At 70.3% G+C, this 16,481-nt stretch carries 15 protein-coding genes; 11 read left to right on the top strand and 4 right to left on the bottom strand.

Annotated features, from left to right (window positions below; all coding sequences use genetic code 11):
* Position 1 precedes the first annotated feature (1 nt).
* The 7 genes from nadB (at position 2) to EV379_RS10765 (ending at position 8,509) form a co-directional block, all read left to right on the top strand.
* On the top strand, positions 2-1,618 hold the full coding sequence (gene nadB / locus EV379_RS10740; protein WP_130506128.1) for an L-aspartate oxidase: 1,617 nt from the start codon (positions 2-4) through the stop codon (positions 1,616-1,618).
* On the top strand, positions 1,612-2,481 hold the full coding sequence (nadC, locus tag EV379_RS10745) for a carboxylating nicotinate-nucleotide diphosphorylase (RefSeq protein WP_130506129.1): 870 nt from the start codon (positions 1,612-1,614) through the stop codon (positions 2,479-2,481). The genes nadB and nadC overlap by 7 nt, the downstream gene beginning before the upstream one ends.
* A 17-nt stretch (positions 2,482-2,498) precedes the next feature.
* A complete protein-coding gene (locus EV379_RS10750; protein WP_130506130.1) occupies positions 2,499-3,668 on the top strand; it encodes a cysteine desulfurase family protein in 1,170 nt (389 codons plus the stop codon).
* Positions 3,669-3,887: 219 nt separating this feature from the next.
* Positions 3,888-4,370 (top strand): DUF6220 domain-containing protein, encoded by a 483-nt coding sequence (locus EV379_RS10755; RefSeq protein WP_130506131.1) that lies wholly within the window; start codon positions 3,888-3,890, stop codon positions 4,368-4,370.
* A gap of 53 nt (positions 4,371-4,423) precedes the next feature.
* Positions 4,424-6,376: a multicopper oxidase family protein gene (locus tag EV379_RS10760; protein WP_130506132.1), complete on the top strand. Its 1,953-nt coding sequence runs from the start codon at positions 4,424-4,426 to the stop codon at positions 6,374-6,376.
* Positions 6,377-6,447: 71 nt separating this feature from the next.
* Entirely contained in the window at positions 6,448-6,582 is a 135-nt protein-coding gene (locus tag EV379_RS17510) for a hypothetical protein (RefSeq protein WP_278044030.1), read from the top strand.
* A 439-nt stretch (positions 6,583-7,021) separates the two neighbouring features.
* A complete protein-coding gene (locus tag EV379_RS10765; protein WP_242616333.1) occupies positions 7,022-8,509 on the top strand; it encodes an MDR family MFS transporter in 1,488 nt (495 codons plus the stop codon).
* 80 nt (positions 8,510-8,589) lie between these two features.
* On the opposite strand, the gene EV379_RS10770 is transcribed toward EV379_RS10765, so the two are convergent.
* On the bottom strand, positions 8,590-9,495 hold the full coding sequence (locus tag EV379_RS10770) for an EamA family transporter (protein WP_130507422.1): 906 nt from the start codon (positions 9,493-9,495) through the stop codon (positions 8,590-8,592).
* Positions 9,496-9,669: 174 nt separating this feature from the next.
* On the opposite strand from EV379_RS10770, the gene EV379_RS10775 reads away from it, so the two are divergent.
* The 3 genes from EV379_RS10775 (at position 9,670) to EV379_RS10785 (ending at position 11,394) form a co-directional block, all read left to right on the top strand.
* Positions 9,670-9,942, top strand: a complete 273-nt coding sequence (locus tag EV379_RS10775) for a DUF2277 domain-containing protein (RefSeq protein WP_130506133.1) — start codon at positions 9,670-9,672, stop codon at positions 9,940-9,942.
* A gap of 72 nt (positions 9,943-10,014) precedes the next feature.
* A complete protein-coding gene (locus EV379_RS10780) occupies positions 10,015-10,362 on the top strand; it encodes a LysR family transcriptional regulator (protein WP_120256661.1) in 348 nt (115 codons plus the stop codon).
* 21 nt (positions 10,363-10,383) lie between these two features.
* Positions 10,384-11,394: an NAD(P)H-quinone oxidoreductase gene (locus EV379_RS10785; RefSeq protein WP_130506134.1), complete on the top strand. Its 1,011-nt coding sequence runs from the start codon at positions 10,384-10,386 to the stop codon at positions 11,392-11,394.
* Here the strand turns inward: EV379_RS10785 and EV379_RS10790 are convergent.
* The 3 genes from EV379_RS10790 to EV379_RS10800 are packed head-to-tail and all read right to left on the bottom strand — an operon-like array spanning position 11,391 to position 15,594.
* Complete coding sequence (locus tag EV379_RS10790) at positions 11,391-13,100, bottom strand: ABC-F family ATP-binding cassette domain-containing protein (RefSeq protein WP_130506135.1); 1,710 nt, start codon at positions 13,098-13,100, stop codon at positions 11,391-11,393. The two genes, EV379_RS10785 and EV379_RS10790, sit on opposite strands and share 4 nt — an antisense overlap.
* Before the next feature lie 9 nt (positions 13,101-13,109).
* A complete protein-coding gene (locus EV379_RS10795; protein ID WP_130506136.1) occupies positions 13,110-14,384 on the bottom strand; it encodes an MFS transporter in 1,275 nt (424 codons plus the stop codon).
* Positions 14,341-15,594 carry an amidohydrolase family protein gene (locus EV379_RS10800; protein ID WP_130506137.1) on the bottom strand — a complete coding sequence of 418 codons (1,254 nt, stop codon included), beginning with the start codon at positions 15,592-15,594 and terminating at the stop codon, positions 14,341-14,343. The genes EV379_RS10795 and EV379_RS10800 overlap by 44 nt, the downstream gene beginning before the upstream one ends.
* Positions 15,595-15,787: 193 nt before the next feature.
* Between EV379_RS10800 and EV379_RS10805 the strand changes: the two genes are divergently transcribed.
* Positions 15,788-16,477, top strand: coding sequence for a GntR family transcriptional regulator (locus EV379_RS10805; protein ID WP_130506138.1), 690 nt, complete (start codon positions 15,788-15,790; stop codon positions 16,475-16,477).
* Positions 16,478-16,481 lie beyond the last annotated feature (4 nt).

The raw sequence follows: 16,481 nt of genomic DNA on the forward strand, positions 1-16,481 counted from the left end.
CATGGCAAGCGTGCTGGTGATCGGCAGCGGCCTCGCCGGGCTGTTCGCCGCCGTGCGCGCCGCCGATGCCGGGCACACGGTGACGCTGGTGACGAAGGGGGCGCTGGCCGAGAGCAACACCAGCCACGCGCAGGGCGGCATCGCCGCGTCGCTCTTCCCCGACGACTCCCCCAACGCCCATCTGCTCGACACGCTCCGTGCCGGCGCCGGTCGCAGCGATCCGGCCGCGGCGCAGGTGCTCTGCGACGCTGGCCCGGCGCGGGTACGCGACCTGATCCGCTTCGGCGCACACTTCGACCGCGACGAGTCAGGCCTCGCCCGCGGGCTCGAGGCTGCCCACGTCCGGGCCCGGGTCCTGCACGCGGGCGGCGACGCGACCGGCGCCGAGATCGAACGCGCCATGCTCGACGCCCTCGGCCGCCGCCCCATCACCGTGCGCGAGCAGACGATGCTGGTGGAGCTGCTCACCGAGACCATCGACGACGAGGCTGCTGCCCTGCCCTCCGGCGCGGATGCCGCCCCCCGCGTCGTCGGAGCCGAGCTGGCCCTGCCGGACGGCGGCCGCCAGCGCGTGCTCGCCGACGTCGTGGTGCTCGCCACCGGCGGCGCAGGGCAGCTGTTCCTGCACACGACCAACCCGGCGATCGCCACCGGGGACGGGGTCGCCGCCGCCTGGCGCGCTGGCGCCAGCCTGGCGGACCTCGAGTTCGTGCAGTTCCACCCGACGGCGCTGGCCGTTCCGGGCACACCGCTCGTCTCCGAGGCCGTGCGCGGCGAGGGTGCCGTGCTGCGGAACCGCTCCGGCGAGCGCTTCATGCTGGGCCGGCATCCCGAGGCCGAGCTCGCCCCGCGCGACGTCGTCGCCCGTGAGATCGCCCGCGAGATGGCGGCGCAGGGCGGCGAGCCCGTGCTGCTCGACGCGACAGCGCTCGCGGAGGATCCCGCGGCGAACCGGGCCATGCTCGCCGCCCGCTTCCCCACGATCACGGCCGCCTGCGAGGCAAGCGGTCACGACTGGGCGCTCAGCCCGGTGCCCGTGACGCCCGCCGCGCACTACTGGATGGGCGGCATCGCCACCGATCTCTGGGGGCGCACGTCGCTGCCCGGGCTCTTCGCCGTCGGCGAGGCCGCCTGCACCGGCGTGCACGGCGCCAACCGGCTGGCGTCGAACTCGCTGCTGGAGGCGGCCGTGTTCGCCGAGCGGGCGGTGCAGGCGCTGACGGCGGATGCGGCATCCGCCAGGACGCCCGCGCAACCGCCGGTCAGCGGAGATGAGCCGCGCCGCGCCGCGACAGACGCCCGCACCGACGGCGGGTCGTCGGCCGCGCTCCGCACGACCGTGCAGACGCTGATGTGGAATGCCGCCGGGCTTGAGCGCGACGGTGCAACGCTCGAGGCGGCCGCAGAGGCCCTCGCAGCGCTGCCCCGGCCGAGCACCACGCCGGGCGCGAGCCGCCGCGAGATCGAAGACGCCAATCTGCTCGACCTCGCCCGGCTCCTCGTGGCCGCCGCGAGCGCCAGGACAGAGTCGGTCGGCGCGCATTTCCGCAGCGACTTCCCGGCAGCCGACGGCACTGGAACAATTGCAACCACTCGAGAGGATGCCCTCGCATGCTGACCACCGCCACCATCACCGCCGTCGTCTCGGCGGCCCTGCACGAGGACGCCCCTTGGGGCGACATCACCTCCGAGCTGCTGATCCCGTCCGACGCGATGGCGTCGGCCGAACTGGTCGCGCGCGAGCACGGCGTCTTCAGCGGCGGCGCCGTGTTCCTGGCAGCCTTCGCGCTGACCGACCCCTCGATCACCGTCGAGTTGCTGGTTGCGGATGCCGCCCCCTTCGCCGCCGGGGACGTGCTCGCCCGGGTGAGCGGCTCGGCCCGCGGCATCCTGCAGGCCGAACGCGTCGCCCTCAATCTCGTGCAGCGCATGAGCGGCATCGCCACACTCACCGCGGAGTACGTGGCCGAGACAGCCGGAACGCGCGCCCGCATCGCCGACACCCGCAAGACCACCCCCGGCCTGCGCGCCCTGGAACGCCAGGCCGTGCGCGACGGCGGCGGCCACAACCACCGCTTCAGCCTCAGTGACGCCGTGATGGCCAAGGACAACCACCTCGCCGTGCTCACGGCGAACGGCATCTCGGTGACCGACGCGCTGCTCGGCCTCCGCGCCCGACTGCCGCTCACCACCCACATCGAGGTGGAGGTCGATCGGATCGACCAGATCGATGCCGTGCTGGCCGCCGGCGTCGACACGATCATGCTCGACAACTTCACCCCGGAGCAGCTGCGTGCGGGCGTCGCGCACATCGCCGGCCGCACCGTGGTCGAGGCCAGCGGTGGCGTGAACCTCGGCACGGTCAGGGCCATCGCCGAGACCGGCGTCGACGTGATCTCGGTCGGCGCTCTCACCCACAGCGTGCGGGCGCTCGACCTCGGTCTCGACGTCACCGTCGCCACAGACGTCGTCACAGACTGAAGCAGGTCGATCGAGCCATGAGCCAATACCACGACGCCATCTACCTCGACAATGCGGCGAGCGCCCCCGTGCGTCAGGAGGCGTTGCAGGCGATGTGGCCGTGGCTCGGCGGCGGCGAGTTCGGCAACCCGTCCAGCCACCACCGCGCCGGCGAGGCCGCGGCGGCCGCCATCGAGCAGGCCAGGCGTGAGGTGGCCGCGGTGCTCGGCTGCCGCGCAGGCGAGGTGGTGTTCACGGCCGGTGGCACCGAGGCCGACAACCTCGCCGTCAAGGGCATCGCACTGGCATCCGGCCGCGGCACGCACATCATCAGCTCACCGCTCGAGCACGAGGCCGTGCTCGAGTCGCTTGACTACCTGCGCCGGCTGCACGGCTTCGAGATCGAGTTCCTCAGCCCGGATGCCGCAGGACTCCTTGATCCGGAGGAGCTCGCCGCTCGGCTGCGCCCGGACACCGCCCTCGTCTCGGTGCACTACGCCAACAACGAGATCGGCACTGTGCAGCCCGTGCAGCGACTCGCGGCCGTCGCGCGTGCCGCCGGCGTTCCGCTGCACACGGATGCCGTGCAGGCCGCAGGCGTGCTGCCGTTGCACGTCGGCGAGCTCGGCGTCGACGCACTCAGCATCTCCGGACACAAGGTCGGCGCCCCCAAGGGCATCGGCGCGCTCTTCGTGCGCGGGCGGCTGCCTCTGGAGCCGCTGCTGCACGGCGGCGGGCAGGAGCGCGGCCGGCGGAGCGGGACGGAGAACGTGGCTGGGGCCGTCGCCCTCGCGACCGCGCTGCGTATGGCCGAGGCCGAACGCCTCGCCGGGGCCGCCGAAGCCACGAGCGCGCTGCGCGACGCGTTCATCGCCGACGTCTTGGGCTCCGTTCCCGACGCCAGCCTCACCGGACACCCGAGAGCGCGGCTGCCAGGCTCCGCGTCCTTCGTCTTCGCCGGAACGAGCGGCGAGGCGGTTCTCCTCGAGCTCGAACGGCGCGGTGTGATCTGTTCAAGCGGCTCGGCCTGCGCGGCCGGATCCGACGAACCCTCCCCCGTGCTCACCGCGATCGGGGTGGAGGCAACGCTCGCGCAGACCGCCGTGCGCTTCTCGCTCTCCGGCAGCACGACCGCAGAGCAGCTCCGCGCGGCGGCGGCGGCCGTCACGGCCTCCGTGGCCGCCGTGGCCGGCATCGCCCGGCGCTGAGCGCGCGCCGCGAGCCGGCCGAAAGCTGCGTGCGAAGGCGCCGCGCGGCGCTCCGACACTGCGCTGAGCCCTCAGGCAACGTTCAGGGACGCTGCTGGTGCCCTCTCGGGGACGCCACGGATGCCGTCGGGCCACCCACCACGGCACAGTCGGGTTACCCGCCGCCTTCCCGAGCGGCCCGAAAGGAACCCATCCCTCATGCGAAGGAACCCATCCCTCATGCGCACCCTCTACGCCGTCGTGGCGTCTCTGTTGACGGCATCCGTCATGCTCCAGCTGTATTTCGCAGCGGTCGGAGTCTTCAGCAACCCCGATGATGAACTCTTCGCGATCCACGGCGCGAACGGTCGGATGGTACTGCCGATCCTCGCCCTGCTCACCCTGATCTGCGCCGCCATCGCCCGCCTCGGCAAGAGGATGATCTGGCTGAGCGCGCTGCCGCTGGTGCTGATCCTGCTGCAGACCGGCATCTTCGTGCTGACCGGCGTGCTCTTCGGTGTCGGCCCCGACTCGCACGCGAGCCCGCCGCTCGCCGCGACGCTCTTCGTCTCGCTGCACGCCCTGAACGGACTCGCCATCATCCTGCTGAGCCTCTACCTCGCCCAGAAGGGCTGGCGTCTCGCCCGCGGGCAGGGTGCCGCGTCCGCACAGCAGGCCGCCGTCGGAAACACCTCCGGCGAGAACGTCTCGGCCCGGCTCTGAACACGTCTGCCCTGCTCGCCATCGACCTCGCACTGACCATCGTCGGTGCGGGGTTGTGGTGTGCCGCCACGGTCACCGCGGCTGGCGAGATCACCGCAGCCAGGGCATGGCGTGCGCTGGCCTTCGCGGGCGGTGGGCTGCTCGCCACCCTCGCCCAGCTGCCCTTCGTGCTCATCCTGCTAGGCCAGGGGTGGTGGTTCGTGCAGGAGAAGCTGCTGTTCGCGCTGCCGGTGCAGCTGCTCGCCGCTGTGGTCGCCGTGGTCATCGCCGCCCCACCCCTGCTGCGGCTGGCGAGGGCCGGATCGAACCCGACGCGGCTCCCCGCGCGCGTGCCGACCGCGCTGCTCGCCGCCACCAGTGCGGCGATCGCGTCTGTCGTCGCCAGCACGCTGATCGGATACCCGCTCGAGCCCGCGGCCGCCGCCGTGCTCACCCTGCTCGCGCTGCTCGCCACGGGCATCGGCTACGCGCTGTTCGCGCGGGCCGGCCGCCGGGTGGTCGCCGGCCTCGCCGCGCTCGGATCACTGGTACTCGTGGCATCCGTCGCCCTGGCGTGGATGACGAGCATGGCACCGCCCGACTTCGCCGGGGAGCAGGCCTCACACGCGAGCGGGCACGGTGCAACGCTCGCGGCCGGCACAGGACCAGACGTCGGTGCGAACAGTGCGTCCGGCACCGGCGCCGCCTCTGGCCCCACGACCGTCTCCGTCGACGAGCTCCGCACGCCGGAGGACGTGCCGGGCCCACGCCGGCAGTTCACGCTGCGTGCAGGGACGGAGAGCGTGACGCTCGCCTCCGGCGACACCGTGCAGAGCTGGAACTACGGCTCCCTCCCCGGCCCGGAGCTGCGTGTGCAGCAGGGTGACGTCGTCGAGGTGCACCTGGAGAACGTCGACGTCGAGGCAGGCGTGACGATCCACTGGCACGGCTACGACGTTCCCAACGGGGAGGACGGCGTCGCCGGCGTGACGCAGGACGCGGTGCTGCCGGGCGAGAGCTTCGACTACCGCTTCGTCGCCGATCAGCCGGGCAGCTACTGGTACCACACGCACCAGAACGCCTCCCGCGGCGTGCAGCGCGGCCTCTACGGCACCCTCATCGTCGAACCGAGCGGTGGTATCGCCGAGCAGCACGATGTCGTCGTTCCGCTGCACAGCATCGGCGACTCCGTGCTGCTCGGAGCCAGCGATCTGCCGACGACGATGCGCATTCCGGCCGGCGAGAGCGTGCGGCTGCGGCTGATCAACACCGACGGGCTGCCGAACACCTTCCACCTCGACGGCACCCCGTTCGCCGTCGTCGCCGCCGACGGGTACGAGCTCGCCGAGCCGCCCCCGGTGAGTGCGCAGTCGATCAGGATCCCGGCAGGCGGGCGCATCGACGTTGCGTTCACGATGCCGGAGGGGCCGGTGTACCTGACGACGGATGCCAGCAGGACGCCGTGGATCGCGTTCGCCCCTGGCGCTGCGGCATCCGCGGCCCAGTTGGGGCGAGCGCCTGACCGCTCCGGCGAGCCCGAGCTGGATCTGCTGGGCTACGGCGGCGGGCCGGCCGCGGTGCTGCCAGACGGACCGCTCGTGCGCGCCGAGATGGTGCTCGATCGCAACCCCCGCTTCCTGCAGGGCGTGCCGGTCAACGGCTACACGGTCAATGGGGCGGTGTACCCGCGGATTCCGAGCATCACCGTGAACGAGGGCGACGTCGTCTTGCTCAGCGTCGCCAACCGGGGCTGGGAGACGCATCCGATGCACGTGCACGGCCACCACGTGCTCGTGCTCTCCCGCAATGGTGTGGCGGCGAGCGGTGCGGAGACCTGGCTCGACACTTTCGATGTGCGGCCGGGAGAGGTGTGGGAGGTGGCCGTCGTGGCCGACAACCCGGGGATCTGGATGGACCACTGCCACAACCTCGATCACGCGGCGGAGGGCATGATGATGGCCATGCACTATCGCGGCGTCACGACTCCATACGAGCACGGCGGCGCCCACGACAACCGATCGGAGTGAGCGCCGCCGGCGGTTGAAGCGTGCTCGAAATGGAGGTTTACCTCCAGGGTGATCCTCGCTAGGGTGAAACAATGACCACTCCAGCGAACACGAACCGGGACGACCACGACCTCTCGGACGAGGAGTTCCTCGCGCCAGAGGAGTCGATTCTCAAGGGCTGGCTTCCCACGCCGACCCCAACCGATGGTCCAGCACCCGCTCCCTGAGCCCCGCCGTTGACGGCGCATCCACACATCCGGATCCGCCACAGCAGTTGAGCGCACCCGAGAACTTCTGTCGGTGGTCGGGAATAGATTCATTCTCGCCAGCGCTGAGCTGATCAGTCAGGTCTGTGTTCGTTGACAGACCGTGTGCTGACAGACGTTTGCCGACAGACCGTTGTCTGCAATCAGCTTGTCTGCAGACAGAACGTTGTCTGCCGACCGACCGTTCACTGACCGATGGCGCCTTCCATCGGATCGTGCACGCACCACTCCGCGTGGCGTGACCGACCTCGACCACGGCGCCCATCGACCCCGCATCCATCCCTCTGAGACGTCGAGTCCTTCGGCACGGTTCCGAACCGCCGACCCCGCCGATCGCCTCAGACACGGTGCCGCATCGTGCATTACGCCCTCTCTACCTTCATCGAAACGAAAACTGACTGTGACTGAACGCACCACATCCGACGCCGAGGCTCTCGATACGAGCTCGGTTCCCCAACAACTCGATCCAGCAACCGAACGCCGCAACAATAAGGTGATCTGGCTGCTCGTCGCCTCCACCTTCGTCGTGTTCCTCAACGAGACGACGATGGGTGTCGCCCTCCGTCCGATCATGGAGGACCTGGGCGTCGACGAGCGCGTCGGCCAGTGGCTGACCACGGCGTTCCTCCTCACGATGGCCGTCGTGATCCCGATCACCGGCTACCTGCTGCAGCGCTTCAACACCCGCCCGATCTACATCGCCGCCATGAGCCTCTTCACGGTCGGAACCGCGATCGCCTTCATCGCACCGAGCTTCAGCATCCTGCTGGTCGCCCGTGTCGTGCAGGCATCAGGAACCGCGATCATGATGCCGTTGCTGATGACGACGCTGATGACCCTCGTCCCCCCGCACCACCGCGGAAAGATGATGGGCAATGTGTCGATCGTGATGTCGGTCGCCCCCGCGATCGGCCCGACCTTCTCCGGCCTGATGCTCAACAGCTTCGGCTGGCGCGGGATCTTCGGTGTCATGCTGCCGATCGGCGCCGCCATGCTCGTCTACGGCATGCGCAAGGTGCAGAACGTCAGCGAGCCGAAGAAGGTCCCGCTCGACGTGCTCTCCGTCGTGCTCTCCGCGCTCGGCTTCGGTGGGCTCATCTACGGCCTCAGCACGGTCGGCGAGCAGTACGACAGCGCGATCAACCCCTCGTCCATCGGTCTCGTCGGCGGCGGCATCGCCCTGGCATTCTTCGTGCTGCGCCAGCTGCGCCTGCAGCGCCAGGACAAGGCGCTCCTCGACCTGCGCACCTTCCGCTTCCCGCAGTTCACCATCTCGCTCAGCATGATGCTCGTCATGATGGCGTCGCTGTTCGGCGTGATCATCGTGCTGCCGCTGTTCATGCTCGGTGTGCTGCACCTCGACCCGGTCACGGCCGGCCTGATTCTGCTGCCCGGCGGCATCCTGATGGGCGTCATCGCGCCCTTCGTCGGCCGCCTCTTCGACCGTTTCGGCCCGCGCCCGCTGCTCGTCCCTGGCAGCATCCTGGTCAGCGCCGTCATGTGGGGGCTCACGACCGTCAACGAGCACACCCCCATCTGGTTCCTGCTCGCGGCGCACATCGTGATGAGCCTCGGCCTTGCGCTGATCTTCACGCCGCTGTTCACCTCGGCGCTCGGGGCCGTGACGCCGCGCTTCTACTCGCACGCGAGTGCGATGCTCTCCACCCTGCAGCAGTTGGCCGGAGCAGCCGGAACCGCGCTGTTCATCACGGTTCTCGCCACCCAGACTGCGCAACTCGTGGCCGGCGGTGCGGCTGCGGATGTCGCAGCGGCCGGCGGAACGCAGGCGGCCTTCACGGTCGGGGCGATCATCTCGCTCTTCGCCATCGTCGGGGCCTTCTTCGTGAAGAAGCCGGCCGACATGGAGGGCGCCCCCCACGGGCACTGAGTGAACTGAGTACGACAACGGCCGGCGCTGAGCATTCAGCGCCGGCCGTTGTGCGTTCCCTGCGCCTCGCGCAGGTGCTCCTAGTGCTGGGCTTCGGCGGTGCGCTCGAGCTCGGAAGCCGGGCGCCGACGCTGTGTGGCAACGGCCGTCGCGGCCGCGGCACAGACCAGTGCGATGGCGACAATCTGCATGCCGCTGAACTGTTCGTCGAGGATCATCCAGCCGAACAGCGCGGCGACGGCGGGGCCGCAGGCGGTGATGATTGCGTACACCCGGGTGTCGACGCGGCGCAGGATGAAGGTGTCCAGGCTGTACGGCAGCGCGGAGGAGAGCACCCCGATCGCGATCAGCAGACCCACGACACCGAGTGTCAGCACGGAGGGGTCGAAGGCGAACGCCGCGGCGGGAATCAGCAGCACGAGGCTCACGATGCTCGCAACGGTGAGGCCCTCCAGGCCCGGCAGCCCCAGTGCGACCTTGCGGGTGAGCAGAATGTAGCCGGCCCATGCGGCTCCGGCGATGAGCGCAAGCGCGATGCCCCAGGGGTCGATGGTGCCGTCGAGGCCGGTGAGCAGCACCACGCCGACGCCGGCGGCGAGCGCGCAGATCACGTCGAGCAGCCGCCTGCTCACGGCGAGCGCCAGGGCGAGCGGGCCGAGGAACTCGATCGTGGCGGCCAGGCCCAGCCCGATGATGTGGACGGAGGCGTAGAAGCTGAGGTTCATCACGGCGAGCACGACGCCGAGCGCGACGGCCGGCCAGAGGCGGGCCCAGCTGAGCTCTGCGCGCTTCGGGCGGTACACCGGCAGCAGCACGAGCGTCATCACGATCTGGCGCACGGCGACGACGACGGTCGCTCCGACGACGGGCATGACCACTCCGGCGAGCGCCGAACCGAGGTTGATGCTGACCTCGGTGCCGATCTGCGTTGCGGCGCCGATGGTGCCCCGACGTGCGAGGTGTTTCTCGTGCTCTGCACTCTGCATGCTCACGCCGACAGCGCCCTTCTTGTCACGGATGCGGACAAGCCCTGTCGATCCAACTGCGGTCGTTCCGCTCCGGCGGACGACACTCCAGCCTACGCGCCCCTCCCCTCCTCCACTTCCACTGCGCGCGACTGCGGGGTTTCGGTGGCGGATGCCGGTGGCTAGCGTTGAGGCATGTGCCGAAACATCCACACCCTGCACAACTTCGAACCGGCGGCCACCGACGACGAGGTGTACGCCGCCGCCCTGCAGTATGTGCGCAAGATCAGCGGGTCCACCAAGCCGTCGCAGGCGAACGAGGCGGCGTTCGAACGCGCCGTCGCCGAGATCGCCCACATCACGCGGCATCTGCTCGAGGACCTGGTGAGCAACGCGCCACCGAAGAATCGCGAGGACGAGGCGGCCAAGGCCCACGCCCGCGCCGTGGTGCGCTTCGGAACCGCCTAGGCGGCCCGCACACAGGGCGAGCGCGTACGCTGGGGTCGACCGCACAACTGCGCGGCTCATCGAAAGGCACCCGTGGACATCTCCCTGCTCCGTCACTACGTCGTCGTGGCGCACGAGCTCGACCTGGCCAAGGCCGCGACCGCGCTCGGCGTCTCCCACGCCACACTCAGCGGATCGCTCAACCAGGTGGAGGCCCTCGTCGGCGCCCACCTGGTCAACCGCGCCACCAGCACGATGAGCCTGACCGAGGCCGGCGAGCTCTTCCTCGTCACCGCCAACGACGAGATCGCGGCCTACGAGGCGGCGAACAAGCCGCCGACCCCCAAGGCGGGCGGCAAAGCCAAGGCCAACAAGGGCAAGGGCCGCGCCCCCAGGGTGAAGGGCGAGCCGCTGCCCTACAAGAAGCGCCAGTCCCGCTAGTCCCTGCTATCGTCCGATGCTGTGCGAGCGATTCTTGAAGACTCAGATGGACGACTCCTGTGGGCAGCGACGGCCGACCCTTCCCCGGCCCCAGACGAGGTCGTCATCGAGGTTGCCGCCACTGCTGTGAATCGGGCCGACCTCGGGCAGCGCCAAGGCCTGTACCCACCGCCGCCCGGTGAGTCACCGATCCTCGGGCTGGAGTGTTCGGGCGTCATCGCCGAGCTCGGATCCGCGGTGCAGGGCTGGAGTATCGGCGACCGGGTGTGCGCGCTGCTGAGCGGAGGCGGCTACGCCGAACGCGTCGCCGTTCCGGCGACCCAGCTGCTGCCGATCCCGGTGGGCATGACGTTCGTGGAGGCTGCGTCTCTGCCCGAGGCGGTCTGCACCGTCTGGTCGAATCTGGCCATGGGCTTTCGCGATCCGATGCCCGGAGAAGTCGCCCTCATCCATGGCGGTGCGAGCGGGCTGGGCAGCATGGCCGTGCAACTCGCGGCCCGCGCCGGATACAGCGTGATCGCGACGGCGGGTTCGCTCGAACGCGCTCGCGCCGCCCAGAGTTGGGGAGCCACGCGCGGGATCGACTACCGCACGGAAGACTTCGTCGCCGTCGTGGCGGAGCTCACCGCGGGTCGCGGCGTCAACGTCATCCTCGACGTCGTCGGCGGCAGCTACCTGGAGCGGAATCTCGCGTCCCTGGCCGATGACGGCCGCCTCATGGTTGTGGGGCTCATGGGCGGATCGGAAGCCACCCTCGACTTCAGATCGATCATGGCCCGCAGGCTGAGCGTGCACGCGACGACGCTTCGCGCGCGCCCGCGCACCGGGCCTTCCTCCAAGGCAGAGGTGGTGGCCAGTGTTCGCGCGGACGTCTGGCCCTGGTTCGAGTCCGGCGAACTGCGCGCAGCGGTCGGAACGGTGATGCCGATCACAAAGGCCGAGCAGGCTCACCGTGAGATTGCCGATGGCACCGCGCGTCCGGGCAAGACGGTGCTGGAAATGCCGTCCGCCGTCTCACGCTCGGCGCGCTAGAGCTCTGTCACCGTCCCGGATGCCACGTGCCAGCGCCGTTCGATGCGCACCGTGTCGAGCATGCGTCGGTCGTGAGTGACGAGAAGCAGCGTGCCCTCGTAGCTCTCGAGCGCCTGCTCCAGCTGCTCGATCGCGGCGAGGTCGAGGTGGTTCGTCGGCTCATCGAGCACGAGCACGTTCACCCCCCTCGCCTGCAGCAGGGCGAGCCCTGCCCGGGTCCGTTCCCCCGGCGAGAGCGCCTCGACCGGGCGGAGGACGTGGTCGGCCTTCAGCCCGAACTTGGCCAGCAGGGTGCGCACCTCTGCGGCGGCCATCTCCGGCACGAGCGCCTCGAAGGCCTCCGCCAGCGGCGCGCTGCCGGTGAACTGACTGCGGGCCTGGTCGACCTCCCCGATTGCGACGTTCGCGCCGAGGCTGGCGCTGCCGGCATCCGGCGTCTGACGCCCGAGCAGGGCGCGCAACAGGGTGGATTTGCCCGCCCCGTTCGGCCCGGTGATGCCGATCCGCTCACCGGCGTTCACCTGCAGCGAGACGGGGCCGAGGGTGAAATCACCCTGCCGGATGACGGCCGCGTTCAGGGTGCTGACCACCGAGCTGGAGCGCGGCGCCGCACCGATCGTGAACTCAAGCTGCCACTCCTTGCGCGGCTCCTCGACCTCGTCGAGGCGCGCGATGCGGCTCTCCATCTGCCGCACCTTCTGCGCCTGCTTCTCGCTGGACTCCATCGACGCCTTGCGGCGGATCTTGTCGTTGTCCGGTGACTTCTTCATGGCGTTCCGCACACCCTGGCTCGACCACTCGCGCTGGGTGCGGGCGCGCCCGATGAGGTCGGCCTTCTTGGCGGCGAACTCCTCGTAGTCCTCCCGCTTGTGCCGTCTGGCGGTCTCGCGCTCCTCGAGGTAGGAGTCGTAGCCTCCGCCGAAGACGCGGTTGGCGTTCTGCGCCAGGTCGAGTTCGAGCACCTTGGTGACGCTGCGGGCGAGGAACTCCCGGTCGTGGCTGACGAGCACGACGCCGCCCCGGATGCCGCTGACGAAGGCCTCCAGCCGCTCGAGCCCGTCCAGATCCAGGTCGTTGGTCGGCTCATCGAGCAGCACGATGTCGAAGCGTGAGAGCAGCAGCGCCGCGAGGCCGACGCGGGCGGCCTGGCCACCGGAGAGGGAGGTCATCATGGACGCCGGGCTGAGCGTGTGCTCCGCCTGTGTGCCGTCGCTGTCAGCGCCCGTGCCTGCACCCCCGCTCATGCTCATGCCGAGCTCGGCCAGCACGACCGGCAGGCGCTCGTCGAGGTCGGCCGCGCCGCTGGCCAGCCAGCGCTCGAGCGCCACCGAGTAGACGTCAGCCGGGTCGGTGCCCGGGGCCGCGAGCGTCGGATCGCCGAGGGCTGCGGCAGCGGCATCCATCTGCTCCGTCGCCGCGGTGCAGCCGGTGCGACGGCCGATGTAGGCCGCGATGCTCTCGCCGGCAACCCGCCCGTGTTCCTGCGGCAGCCAGCCGACGAAGGCGTCACGGGGCGAGAAGCTCACCGTGCCTGCCTGCGGTTCGAGTTCGCCGCCGAGGATGCGCAGCAACGTCGACTTGCCCGCGCCGTTGGCGCCGACCACGCCGACCACGTCCCCGGGCGCGACCGTGAGGTCGAGCGCGTCGAAGAGGGTGCGGTGGGCGTATCCGCCGGCAAGGCCCTGGGCCACGAGTGTTGCAGTCACCCGTCAACCCTATGCCGGGTGGGTCAGGCTCTCCGCCGCCGTTGGCCGCTCGGACGTCTGGGCAGCGAGGAGGTCAACCGGCATCCGCCTGATGACCAGCGCGACCGCCACGCTCAACAGGGCGGCGAGGGCGGCCATGAGCGCGAAGCTCGGTGACCAGTCGCCGGATGCCGCGTGGACGATGCCGATCAGCAGCGAACCGGCCCCCGCGAAGGCATAGCCGACACCCTGCCCAACGGCCGACATCACGCCGGCCGTCGGCGGATTCGCCGACAGGCTGACGATGAGACTGATGGCGAGCCCGAACGCGGCGCTCTGCACGGCGCCGAGCAGCCCGACGACCCAGACGTACTGGTCGCTGCTCGCGACGAAGAGCCACGCGAGGCCGAGCAACACGGCGACGCCGAGGCCGGGTCCGAACCAGCGGAGCACGGCGGGCCTGCGCGCGATCATCGGCGTCACGAGCGTGGGCAGGAAGCCGGCGACGCTGAACCAGGCGAGCAGCCAGCCGCGCTCATCGGCCCCAATGCCGCGGTCGGCGAGAAACTGCGGCATCCACGCCGTCACCGCGAAGTACAGCAGCGCCTGCAGACCGAACACGGCGGTCACGAGGGCGATGGTTCCCGCGCCGCGTTCGGGAACGGTCAGGCGCGGTCGGCGTTCGCTCCGCGCTGCACCGCCGCTCCGCTGCGCCACCAGGAAGATCGCGATCGCCGCCACGACGGCGAGCGCCGACCAGAGGCCGAGCGCCGCTGGAACACTCTCACCCGTCGCCCGGTGAACCGGCACGACCACCCCGGCTCCGAGCGCCGCACCGACGCCGAAGGACATGCTGCTGAGCCCGACCCAGAGCCCGCCCGCGTTCAGCGACTTGAGGTACTGCGGCAGCAGCGTGCCGGCCGCCATGATCGCGGCACCCGCGATGAACGTTCCCGGCAGCAGCATGGCCGGCGCCAGAACGCGCAGTGCGAGCGCCACGGCGAGGACGAGCATCGCCCAGCCGAGCGCCCTGGCGACGCCGATGCGCCGCGCCAGCCACGGACCGATCGGCGCCGTCAGGCCGAAGGCGATCACGGGAAGGGTCACGAGCACGCCGGACAGCTCGGCGCTCAGCCCGAAGTGGGCGCTCGCCTCATCGAGCAGGGCGGCGACCGAGGTGATCGCCGGCCGGAGGTTGACGCCGACGAGGAGCGCCGCGACGAGCGGCAGGGCCGCGCCGAGTGGACGGCGCGTTCTCCGCTCAGCGCCCGACGACATGCAGCCCGTCGGCGACGATGCGGCCATCGTGGATGACGGTGCGGTCGACGCCGCGGTCCATCACGGCGCTCGTCGGGGTCTCACCGTCGACGAGCACGAGGTCGGCGCGATCCCCCACCGCGACCCCCGGCCGGTCACCGAGACCGGCGATGCGCTGTGAGTCGTGCGACATGATGCTCGCGCCGCCCATCGTCGCGACGGCGAGGGCGAGCTCGATGTGCTCGTCCCGGCGGAAGCCGTTCGTGAACGCCAGTTGCCAGGTGCGGTCGAGCATGTCGCAGTTGCCGTACGGGCTCCAGTAGTCGCGCTGGCCGTCCTCACCGAGCCCGACGCGCACGCCGGCCTCGACGAGCTGGAGCAGCGACAGCGGGTTCCGAGCCGCCGGTGCGACGGTCGCCATGGCGATGTCGAGTTCGGCGAACTCGTCGATGAGACGCCGGCTGACGGCATCCGAGACGGCACCGAGCTCGTAGGCGTGTGAGAGCGTCACCTTGCCCTGCATGCCCAGGGCCCGCGTGCGCTCGAGCACGAGCTCCGTGCTGAACACGCCGAGCTCCCCCGGCTCGTGCAAGTGGATGTCGACCTCGACCTGGTACTTCTCGGCGAGGGCGAAGACGATGTCGAGGTGGCGGGCCGGGTCGCGATCGAGCTGGCTCGGGTCGATGCCGCCCATGACGTCTGCGCCCTGCTTGAGGGCCTCCTCCAGCACCTCGACGGTGCCGGCCTCCCGCAGGATTCCGGCCTGCGGGAAGATCATGATCTGCACATCGGCGTGCCTGGCGAACATCTGCTTGGCCGCGAGCACCGCGTCGAGCTTCTCGAGTTTGCAGTCGACGTCGACCTGGGCGTAGGAGCGCACGCGCGTCGTGCCCCTGGCGATCATCTGCTCGAGCGTGCCTGCCACCCGCTCCGGGAGCCCGATCTCGGCGTCGCGCCAGTTGTTCCGGTCGTTCAGCATCATCGCCCAAACCCCGGGTGCACCCGTGTGCCCGCGGAACGGCAGCCCGATCCGGCTCGAGTCGAGGTGCACGTGCACGTCGCTGAATGCTGGCAGCAGCAGACGCCCGCGCCCGTCGACGATCTCCTGCTCTGGACTCTGCGCGGCGGAGGGTGCGGATGCTGCAGTGGCGTCGGTCGCGCCTGCAGCGCCCAGCAGGCGCAGCTCCGTGATCCGGCCGTCGCTGATCACGACATCGGCGGCTGGTCCGCCCCACGGTCGTACGTCCTGAATGAGCATGGATGATCGTCCTTTCGCCGCGAAGAAGTATTCCCGAATTGTATACCAAAGTGTTTGACATGTCCTTTGACGCCGGAACCATCCCCTGATTCACGCGCGTCTTCGACGGCTGACAGCGACTGTGATGTAGATTTGGAATACCAGAACGGGAGGGCGCGGATGCGCCTGCCATGCGGGAGCGCAGGGAGAAGCGATGCAGCACGAGCACACCACACGGGTTGACGGCCGCGAGGGCGAAGGACTCGCGGACGGCGTCTACCGGGCGCTGCTGCGGTCCATCATCTCCGGCGAGCCGGCACCGGGCGCGCGACTGAAGGAGCGCGAGCTCTCCGAGCGCTTCGAGGTCTCCCGCATTCCCGTGCGCCAGGCCCTGCAGCGGCTGGAGTCTGAGGGCTTCGTCGTGACGGAACCACACCGCGGTGCTGTGGTGAAGCCCGTGACCGCCGCCGACATCGCTGAGCTCTTCGACGCCCGGCTCTGCATCGAGCCGTTCGCGACCAGGCAGGCGGCGCTCCGCGTGCACGCCGGGCTTGAGTCCGCCGACGCGCTGGCCGAGATCCTTGCCAGGTCGGAGCGGCACCTCGCGGCCGGCGAGACCGCGAACGGCATCGAGTCGAACGTGCAGTTTCACGCCGAGATGGTGCGGCTCTCCGGCAACGGCCTCTTGGTGCGGAGCCTCGAACCCATGCTCGGCCGCATGGAGTGGATCTTCCGACTCACCCACCAGGCGCGCGGCGAGAGCGAACACGTGCTCGAACACCGCCAGCTCGTCGACGCGATCGTCGGCGGCAAGGCGGAGCTCGCTGCTGCGCAGGCCTACGCCCACATCGAGCTCGGCCGCGGCCCGATCCTCGAGGCGCTCGGACCGTTCCTCGCGGCCTGACGCG

It is taken from the genome of Microterricola gilva, assembly GCF_004217495.1.
Lineage (GTDB): Bacteria > Actinomycetota > Actinomycetes > Actinomycetales > Microbacteriaceae > Microterricola > Microterricola gilva.